Annotated in this window: 6 protein-coding genes; 4 read left to right on the plus strand and 2 right to left on the minus strand. The window is 68.8% G+C overall.

The window, feature by feature from the left end; all coding sequences use genetic code 11:
- Window positions 1-464, minus strand: a 464-nt coding sequence (locus tag D180_RS17330) for a HutD family protein (protein WP_017913797.1), incomplete at its 3' end; no start/stop codon positions are given.
- Between the two features lie 230 nt (window positions 465-694).
- Entirely contained in the window at window positions 695-1,027 is a 333-nt protein-coding gene (locus D180_RS17335; RefSeq protein ID WP_017909203.1) for a ComEA family DNA-binding protein, read from the minus strand.
- 204 nt (window positions 1,028-1,231) lie between these two features.
- On the opposite strand from D180_RS17335, the gene D180_RS17340 reads away from it, so the two are divergent.
- From D180_RS17340 to murU, 4 genes are all read left to right on the plus strand, one after another.
- A complete protein-coding gene (locus D180_RS17340; RefSeq protein ID WP_017913798.1) occupies window positions 1,232-2,722 on the plus strand; it encodes a M20 family metallopeptidase in 1,491 nt (496 codons plus the stop codon).
- A 249-nt stretch (window positions 2,723-2,971) separates the two neighbouring features.
- Entirely contained in the window at window positions 2,972-3,241 is a 270-nt protein-coding gene (locus D180_RS17345; protein ID WP_010344083.1) for a GlsB/YeaQ/YmgE family stress response membrane protein, read from the plus strand.
- 73 nt (window positions 3,242-3,314) lie between these two features.
- Window positions 3,315-4,343: a phosphotransferase gene (locus D180_RS17350; protein ID WP_017913799.1), complete on the plus strand. Its 1,029-nt coding sequence runs from the start codon at window positions 3,315-3,317 to the stop codon at window positions 4,341-4,343.
- The gene (murU, locus tag D180_RS17355) at window positions 4,340-5,071 is read left to right on the plus strand and encodes an N-acetylmuramate alpha-1-phosphate uridylyltransferase MurU (protein WP_017913800.1); all 732 of its coding nucleotides are present in this window, start codon (window positions 4,340-4,342) and stop codon (window positions 5,069-5,071) included. Before D180_RS17350 ends, murU begins: the two co-directional genes overlap by 4 nt.
- Window positions 5,072-5,304: the final 233 nt, after the last annotated feature.

Below are 5,304 nucleotides of genomic sequence, written 5' to 3' on the forward strand. Positions count from 1 at the left end.
TGCGCTTGCCCTGCCAGAAGATGAACGGCCCAGGCGACACCGGGCTCGGCGAAGAACAGCATCGGCCCAACCAGCGGCCGGTGCAGCAGTTGCGTGCGCAGCCGGTCGCGTCGCCACATGAGGTTGAAATCGTGGGTCGGCCCGTCCAGCAACTCGCCACGCAGCGGCCGCTCGCCGGCGAAGCGCAGGCGCGCGCAAGGATCCTGCAGCACCTGTTCCTCGCCGTCGTCGAAACGCAGGCGCACGCCGTTGCCACGCAGCAGGACCAGTTCGCGGTCGATCCCGGGGAAAGCTGAGAAGGCGGCATCCTGCTCGATCTCGGCGATGGACAGGCGCAGCACCCAGTCATCGCCGGCGGCCGGCAGACGCAGGATCTCCCGGGTCCAGCCCAGGCCGTTGCGCCAGCGTTCGCGGCGATACTCATTGGCGGGGATCACCCGCGCGGGCAGCATGCACCAGTCCATGCGCGCATTCTGCACGATCAGGGCAAGCGGCCTATCCTTGGCCAGCCCGAATATGCGACGCAAGAGGCGCCATGGCGCCCAAAAAAACATCGCCCGGCTGCACGTCACTGTGCAACGCCGGGCGACGATGTACCTCCCTGTCGGCTTCCTGCCTTCCCCCTTCGCATCCTGCTCAGTGAGGCTGCGGCCGCGCGTCCAGCGCCGGCCCTATCCTTTCGTTGCAAATCCCTTTAACGCCTTTCCACCGGCTTGGCAGCTGCCTGCTTGGCGGCTGTCGGTGCGGGTGCCTTCGTGGCGCCCACATCGATCCGGTCGCGGTTCCGCTCGACCGTCTTGAGTCCGATGCCTTTCACCAGTGCCAGTTCCTCGGCGCTCTTGAAAGGTCCGTGCGCCTGCCGGTAGTCGACGATCGCCTGGGCCTTGGAGGCCCCCACGTTCACCAACACCTGGTCGATTTCCTCCGCTCCAGCGGAGTTGATGTTGACCTTGTCCGCGGCGAGCGCGGAACCGGACAGCATCAGGGCAACGACCAGCGACTTCAGGACCACGATAAAAGACTGCATGGCAACGCTCCTTGTGACTTGGATGGGGACTTCGCCGGCCTTTCCTGCCGGCGTTGTCAGCATCGCTCGCCACATGGGTACAGCCTATCGTCGGAACGCGTCACAAACAGCAGGTAAACGGCGCGTCGCCGTGTAGGAAAAACCCTACACGGGCACCGGGGCGTAGAATGGCTGCACACGTGTGCAATCACTTCGGAGCTTTTCATGGACAGTGCCAAGATCGACCGTTTCCTGAGCGAAAAGTGGGATGACGACATCGTCCCGCAACTGGTCGATTACATCCGCATCCCCAACAAATCGCCGATGTTCGACGCCGATTGGGTCGCGCATGGCTACATGGCCGATGCGGTGGCGCTGATGGAGCGCTGGGCGCGCGCGCAGGCGATCCCCGGCCTGCAGGTGGAGGTGGTGCAACTGGAAGGCCGCACCCCGTTGATCTACCTGGAGGTGCCGGCCAGCAGCGACGCGACCGGCGAGGACACCGTGCTGTTGTACGGGCACCTGGACAAGCAGCCGGAAATGACCGGCTGGGACGCCGACCTGGGCCCATGGACGCCGGTGCTCAAGGGCGACCGCCTGTACGGCCGCGGCGGCGCCGACGACGGCTACGCCCTGTTCGGTTCGCTGGCGGCGATCCAGGCGCTGCAGGACCAGGGCATCCCGCACGCGCGTTGCGTGGTGCTGATCGAGGCCTGCGAGGAATCGGGCAGCTACGACCTGCCCGCCTACGTCGACCACCTGGCGGCGCGGATCGGCAAGCCCTCGCTGGTGGTGTGCCTGGATTCGGGCTGCGGCAACTACGAACAACTGTGGTGCACGACCTCGCTGCGCGGCCTGGCCGGCGGCAACTTCAGCGTCAAGGTGCTCAGCGAAGGCGTGCATTCGGGCGACGCCTCCGGCGTGGTGCCGTCGAGCTTCCGCGTGCTGCGCGACCTGCTGTCGCGGCTGGAGGACGAAGCCACCGGCAAGATCAAGGTCGAGGGTCTGTACGCCGACATCCCCGAGGAGCGGCTGGCGCAGGCGCGCAAGGTCGCCGAGGTGCTGGGCGACGAGGTCTACAGCAAGTTCCCGTTCCTGCCCGGCATGCGGCCGATGCACGAGGACCTGTCCGAGCTGGTGCTCAACCGCACCTGGCGCCCGGCACTGTCGGTGACCGGCGCCGACGGCCTGCCGCCGCTGGCCTCGGCCGGCAATGTGCTGCGCCCGGAAACCGCGGTGAAGCTGTCGCTGCGCCTGCCGCCGACGCTGGACGGCAAGCACGCCGGCGAACTGCTCAAGGACGTGCTGCTGCGCGATCCGCCGTACGGCGCCGAGGTGTCGCTGGCGCTGGAGAAGTCCTCCTCCGGCTGGAACGCACCGGCGCAGTCGCCGTGGCTGACGGATGCGATCGAAGCGGCCTCGCAGGCGGCGTTCGGCAAGCCGGCGATGTACATGGGCGAAGGCGGCTCGATTCCGTTCATGGGCATGCTCGGCGAGAAGTTCCCCGGCGCGCAGTTCATGATCACCGGCGTGCTCGGCCCGCATTCCAACGCGCACGGCCCGAACGAGTTCCTGCACATCCCGATGGGCAAGCGGGTCACCGCCTGCGTGTCGCGGGTGATCGCCGCCCACCATGCCGCCAGCCTGCGCGGCGAGACCACCGGCAGCGCGGCGGTGGCCGGCGGCGAGCAGCATGGTGGGCATGGGTGCTGTTGATGGGGCCGGGATTGGGGATTCGGGATTGGGGATTGGCGGAGCCGGTTTCCTGAGCGCCTGATTTCCCTGGCTTTCTGCAGGAGAGGCGTCGGTCCACACGCGACGCCCCTCCCTAGCGTGACCGTTGGACAGCGCGAGCGGCCAGCCCCATGGGCTGGCCGCCTGCTGCCCGCATCCAAGCATCGACGCCATCACAGTCGATCTGGCACGATCCGACGCTGATCCCCCTCCGCGTCCGGAACGCTTCCCATGCACACTCTGTTCGGCAGCGACAGCTGGCTCTACATCATCCTGGTGGGCTTCGTGGTCGGCCTGCTGGCGCGTTTCCTCGGCCCCAGCAGCGGACGCTCCGGCTGTCTGTTCACCGTGTTGCTGGGTATCGCCGGCGCGCTGCTGGCCGGCTGGTTCGGCCACTACATGGGCTGGTACAGCCGTGGCGAGCCGGCGGGCTTCCTCGGTGCGCTGCTCGGCGCCATCGCCCTGCTCGCGCTGTTGCGGCTGTTCTCCAGCAAGCGTTGAGGCACGGCGCGCCGCTCGCCACAGCGGCGGCGCCCGTTTACGCTGTGCGGCTCGTTTCCGCCGCAGCCTGCCGATGAGCGCCAGCCCGATGGTTCCCGATGTTCTTGCGGCACGCGCCGCGCAACGCCTGGCCTGGGCGCGCACGGCCCTGGACGACGCACAGGCGACGCTGCAGCGCGCCTCGGTGGACGCCGGCCAGCGCAGCTACTGGCGCAGCCACGGCCACGGCGTCAGCCGCATCGTGATGGATTCGCCGCCGGACCTGGAAGACGTGCGGCCGTGGCTGCGCATGCACGCGCTGCTGCGCGGCGGCGGCGTGCGGGTCCCGGAAATCCTGGCGCAGGACGCGGAGGCCGGCTTCCTGCTGCTGGAAGACCTGGGCCAACCGACCCTGGCGCAATGCCTGGACACGAGCACGGCGGACGCGCACTTCGACGCCGCGCTCGGCCAGTTGCTGCGGCTGCAGGCGATCGCGCCGCCGCCAGGCATGGGCGTGTTCGGCGAGGCGCTGCTGCAACGCGACGCGGGCCTGTTCGAGGAGTGGTTCCTGCAACGCCACCTGGGCATCACCCTGGATGCCGACGAACGCGCGGCCCTGCACGGCGTGCAGCATCAGCTCATGGACAACGCGCTGACCCAGCCGCAGGTGCTGGTGCATCGCGACTTCATGCCGCGCAACCTGATGCCGGCGGCCGACGGCCCGGCGGTGCTGGATTTCCAGGACTGCGTGATCGGACCGGTGGCCTACGACCCGGTCAGCCTGTTCAAGGACACCACGGTCAGCTGGCCTTTGACGCAGGTCGACGCCTGGCTCGCCAGCTATCACGCACGTGCGCTGCAGGCCGGGATCCCGGTGCCGCCGCTGGCGCAGTTCCTGCGCGACGCCGAGTGGATGGGCGTGCAGCGCCACCTGAAAAACCTGGGCATCTTCGCGCGGCTGAACTACCGCGACGGCAAGGCCTGGTACCTGGACAACGTGCCGCGCTTCATCGCCTACCTCGACGAGGCATTGCCGCGGCACCCGACCCTGCAGCCGCTGGCGCAGCTGCTGCAGACGCGGATCAAGCCGGCCCTGGCGCAGCGCGCGGCGGCCGGCGCATGAAGGCGCTGATCTTCGCCGCCGGCCTCGGCGAGCGCATGCGTCCGTTGACCGCACACACGCCCAAGCCGCTGCTCGCGGTGGGCGGCACGCCGCTGATCGTCTGGCACCTGCGCAAGCTCGCCGCGCTAGGCGTGCGCGAGGTGGTGATCAACACGTCCTGGCTGGCCGAACAGTTCCCGCAGACGCTCGGCGACGGCAGCGCGTTCGGGCTGCGCATCGCCTATTCCTACGAAGGCGCCACGCCGCTGGAAACCGGTGGCGGCATGCTGCACGCGCTGCCGCTGCTCGGCGAAGCGCCGTTCCTGCTGGTCAACGGCGACATCTGGACCGACTTCGATTTCGCCCGACTGGCGCCCGAGCCGCCGGGCCTGGCGCAACTGGTGCTGGTGGATCCGCCGGCCTATGCCGCGCACGGCGATTTCGCCCTGCAGGACGACGGGCGCGTGCACAACGCCGGCGAATCGCTGCTGACCTACGCCGGCATCGGCATGTACCGCCCCGCCCTGCTGCGCGACTGGCAGATCATCGCCGCCCGGGCGCCGACCGCGCCGGGCGTGCCGCCCCGCTTCTCGGTGGTGCCGCTGCTGCGTGCGCAGGCCGAACGAGGCCAGCTGCACGGCCTGCACCACCCTGGCCGCTGGACCGACGTGGGGACGCCGCAGCGGCTGGCGGAGTTGGATGAGGTGCTGGGAATGGGGAAACGGGAATCGGGAATCGGGAAAAGCTGAGGTCCCACAGCTTGCCTGCCCCACGGCGGCATGCGGGCATCTCCAGAACCCTTCGATTCCGAGCACAACACGCGGAACATCAGCGGCGCCGTGCCCGGTCACGCGGCGCGAAGCGCTGTTTTTCTCGAATGCCGCAGTCCGGCCTCGGTCGCGGGGATCTCAGTTTTTCCCCATTCCCGATTCCCCATTCCCGATTCCCACCCTCCGCAAAAACGGCACCGTCACCCGCCGCT

This window comes from Xanthomonas sp. SHU 166 (assembly GCF_000364685.1).
Taxonomy (GTDB): Bacteria; Pseudomonadota; Gammaproteobacteria; order Xanthomonadales; family Xanthomonadaceae; genus Xanthomonas_A; species Xanthomonas_A sontii.